This window comes from Sphaerotilus sp., from assembly GCF_041083715.1.
GTDB lineage: Bacteria > Pseudomonadota > Gammaproteobacteria > Burkholderiales > Burkholderiaceae_C > Sphaerotilus.
Genome location: NZ_JBFPGY010000126.1, coordinates 1 through 3,277, shown reverse-complemented (window position 1 = coordinate 3,277; position 3,277 = coordinate 1). Strand labels below are relative to the sequence as shown.

Genomic DNA, 3,277 nt, shown 5'->3' with positions numbered 1-3,277 from the left:
GGCGAGTTCGGCCCGGCGTGGCACCAGGCCGCGGTCGGCGAACACAAGCAGCGCAGCTACGACGACTTCATCGCGGTGGCCGAAGACCTCGTGCGCACGCAGGTCACGCGTCCCGAGCGGCTCGGCATCATGGGCGGCAGCAACGGCGGCCTGCTGGTCGGCGCGGCGATGACGCAGCGGCCGGACCTGTTCGGTGCCGTCGTCTGCCAGGTGCCGCTGCTGGACATGCAGCGCTACCACCGGCTGCTGGCGGGCGCCTCGTGGATGGCGGAGTACGGCGATCCGGACCAGCCTGAGCAGTGGGCGTGGATCCAGAAGTTCAGCCCGTACCAGAACGTCCGCGCCGACGTGCGCTACCCGCGGGCGCTGTTCACCACCTCGACCCGCGACGACCGCGTCCACCCCGGCCATGCCCGCAAGATGGTCGCGAAGCTGGAAGCCCTTGGTCACCCGGTGCTCTATTACGAGAACATCGAGGGTGGTCACGGCGGCGCGGCCGACAACACCCAGCGCGCGCACCTGCAGGCGCTGGAGTTCGCCTACCTCTGGGCGCAGCTCGGCGCCTGAGCCGTTTCGGCCCGCACCGCACCGATGCCGTTCACCACGTTCACCGCCGCCCGCGACCTGGGCCGCCTGAAGGAGATCGCCGCGGTCTTCATCCGCCACGGCCTCGGCGATCTGGTGCGGCGGCTGGGCTGGGCCGACCGGCTCGCCCGCGCCGGGCATGTGCTGCACCTGGACCACGCGGCCGAGCTGGTGCGGCTGGAGCCGCCGGTGCAACTGCGGCTGGCGCTGGAAGAGCTGGGGCCGACCTTCGTCAAGCTCGGCCAGATCCTCGCCGGCCGCGCCGACCTGTTCGGCCCCGCCTGGATCGCCGAGTTCGAGAAGCTGCACAGCCAGGCGCCGACCGTCGACTACGTCCTGCTGCGCGACCAGCTCATCGAAGACCTCGGGGCCCCGCCCGAGCAGGTCTTCGCCCGCTTCGACACCGTGCCGCTGGCGGCGGCGTCGATCGCGCAGGTCCACGCCGCCGTGCTGCACGATGGCACCGAGGTCATCGTCAAGGTCCGCCGCCCCGGCATCCGCCCGGTGATCGAGGCCGATCTGCGCCTGCTGGAGCGGCTGGCGCAGCTGGCCGAGGACGAGTGGCCCGAGCTGCGCCCCTACCAGCCGGTCGGGCTGGTGCGGCAGCTGGGCCGCTCGCTGCGCCGCGAGCTGGACCTGTCGAGCGAGTGCCACAGCGCCGAGCGCATCGCCACCAACTTCGCCGACCGGCCGCACATCGTCGTGCCGCGGGTCTACTGGGACTGGACCCGCGAGCGCGTCAACGTGCAGGAGCGCATCGTCGGCATCCCCGGCAACGATCTGGCGCAGGTGGACGCCGCGGGCCTCGACCGCGCGGTGCTGGCGCAGCGCGGCGCGCACGCCGTGCTGAAGATGATCATCGACGACGGCTTCTTCCACGCCGACCCGCATCCCGGCAACGTCTTCTACCTGCCCGGCAACCGGCTGGCCTTCATCGACTTCGGCATGGTCGGCCGGCTCAGCGACACGCGGCGCGACCAGCTGCTGTCGCTGATGCTGGGCCTCGTGCAGCGCGACCCCGCCGCGGTGACCGACGTGCTGATGGCGTGGACGCAGGACGCCTCCACCGGCAGCGCGCCCGACCTGGAGGCGCTGCAGCAGGACGTCGTGGCCTTCGTCGACCAGTACCGCGGCACGGCACTCGCCAAGCTCAGCCTGGGCGGCATGCTGGGCGACGTGACCACCATCCTGCGCGACTACCGGCTGGCGCTGCCGGCGGATCTGGCGCTGCTGATCAAGACCTTCATCACCCTCGAAGGCCTGGGCCGCACGCTCGCGCCCGAGTTCCACATGGCCACCGAGGCCGAGCCGCTGCTGGAGGCGGCGCTGCGGGCCCGCTATGCACCGAAGGCGCTGGCGCAGCGCGGCTGGGCCTCGGCGCTGCACGCGGCGCAACTGCTCACGGGGTTGCCGCGCGAGATCACGCGGCTGCTGCGGCTGACCAAGCGCACCGGCGTGCAGGTGCACGTCGAGGTGCGCCATCTGGAGCAGGTCGCCGACCAGCTCGACCGTGCCGCGAGCCGGCTGACGGTGGCGCTGGTCGTGGCCGCACTCATCATCGGCTCGTCGATCGTGATGACGGTGCAGGGCGGGCCGACCCTGCTGGGGCTGCCCGCCTTCGGGCTGCTGGGGTTTCTGGCGGCGGCGGGTGGGGCGCTGTGGCTGGCGTGGTCGGTGCTGCGCAGCGGGCGGGCGTCACGCGCCCTGCACCGGACGGACTGAGGCCGGCGCACCCGTCGTCTTCGCCATCCGGATCGCGCCGAAGGGGCAGCGCACCGCGCACTTCGCGCAGCCGGTGCAGCCTCCGGGGTCGTCCAGCACCGAGCGCTTCTTCCAGTCCACCACCTGCAGCGACAGCACATGCGGCGGACAGACCGCGATGCACCAGCCGCAGCCGGTGCAGCGGGCCGGGTCGATCCGGGGCAGGGCGACAAGCATGGGGCGCGCGGTCTAGGCCTCGGCCCGTGCCGCCCGGGTCTGCAGGATGGTCGACAGGTGGTGCTCGATCCAGTCCGCCAGCGTCTGCACCTGGCCGGCGATCTCGACGCCCATCGGCGTCAGGCAGTACTCGACATGCGGCGGCACCACGGGGAAGGACGTGCGCAGCACGAAACCGTCGCTCTCCAGCGCCTGCAGCGTCTGCGCCAGCATCTTCTCGCTGACGCCGCCGATCTTGCGGCGCAGTTCGCTGAAGCGGTGCGTGCCGCCGAGCAGCGCCACCAGGATCAGCACGCCCCAGCGGCTTGTCACGTGCTGCAGCACCTCCCGCGACGGGCAGGCCTCGGCAAAGAGGTTGCCGCGCCGTAGCTGCTCTTGCAGGGAGAGGGCCGGCGCGGGCGCAGAAGTGGAGGGCGCGTTCATGCGGGAACTGTACGGCGCCCGCATGCGCCCCGCCAGCCTGCACGGGGATTCTTTACTTACTTTTTGGTGTGTACTTACTTTGGGTAAGTGTTCTGGCTAAGCTGGCGGCTCGTTTCGTCTTGCGTCCCATCACCTTCCCAGGAGTTCTCGCCATGATCGTCGTCACCGGAGCCTCGGGCCAACTCGGCCGCCTAGTCATCCAGTCGCTGCTGAAGACCGTGCCCGCCGCGGGCATCGTCGCCGCCGTGCGCCAGCCCGCCGCGGTCGCGGACCTCGCCGCGCTCGGCGTGCAGGTCCGCCAGGCCGACTACGCGCAGCCCGCCACGCTCGA

5 protein-coding genes are annotated in these 3,277 nt (G+C 71.7%); 3 read left to right on the top strand and 2 right to left on the bottom strand.

Annotated elements, in window-relative coordinates:
- A partial coding sequence (locus AB3X43_RS05965) for a prolyl oligopeptidase family serine peptidase (RefSeq protein ID WP_369428950.1) occupies window positions 1–567 on the top strand: 567 nt, incomplete at its 5' end.
- Between the two features lie 24 nt (window positions 568–591).
- Window positions 592–2,307: an ABC1 kinase family protein gene (locus AB3X43_RS05960; RefSeq protein ID WP_369428949.1), complete on the top strand. Its 1,716-nt coding sequence runs from the start codon at window positions 592–594 to the stop codon at window positions 2,305–2,307.
- Here AB3X43_RS05960 and AB3X43_RS05955 read toward each other — a convergent pair.
- Both AB3X43_RS05955 and AB3X43_RS05950 read right to left on the bottom strand, forming a co-directional pair.
- Window positions 2,281–2,523 (bottom strand): ATP-binding protein, encoded by a 243-nt coding sequence (locus AB3X43_RS05955; protein ID WP_369428948.1) that lies wholly within the window; start codon window positions 2,521–2,523, stop codon window positions 2,281–2,283. The genes AB3X43_RS05960 and AB3X43_RS05955 overlap by 27 nt on opposite strands.
- A gap of 12 nt (window positions 2,524–2,535) precedes the next feature.
- On the bottom strand, window positions 2,536–2,946 hold the full coding sequence (locus AB3X43_RS05950; protein WP_369428947.1) for a winged helix-turn-helix transcriptional regulator: 411 nt from the start codon (window positions 2,944–2,946) through the stop codon (window positions 2,536–2,538).
- Window positions 2,947–3,098: 152 nt separating this feature from the next.
- Between AB3X43_RS05950 and AB3X43_RS05945 the strand changes: the two genes are divergently transcribed.
- Window positions 3,099–3,277, top strand: a 179-nt coding sequence (locus AB3X43_RS05945; RefSeq protein ID WP_369428951.1) for an NAD(P)H-binding protein, incomplete at its 3' end; no start/stop codon positions are given.

Excerpts from the sequence above, each read along its gene's own strand:
- AB3X43_RS05960 (WP_369428949.1), top strand. The coding sequence starts at position 592 with ATGCCGTTCACCACGTTCACCGCCGCCCGCGACCTGGGCCGCCTGAAG.
- AB3X43_RS05955 (WP_369428948.1), bottom strand. The coding sequence starts at position 2,523 with ATGCTTGTCGCCCTGCCCCGGATCGACCCGGCCCGCTGCACCGGCTGC.
- AB3X43_RS05950 (WP_369428947.1), bottom strand. The coding sequence starts at position 2,946 with ATGAACGCGCCCTCCACTTCTGCGCCCGCGCCGGCCCTCTCCCTGCAA.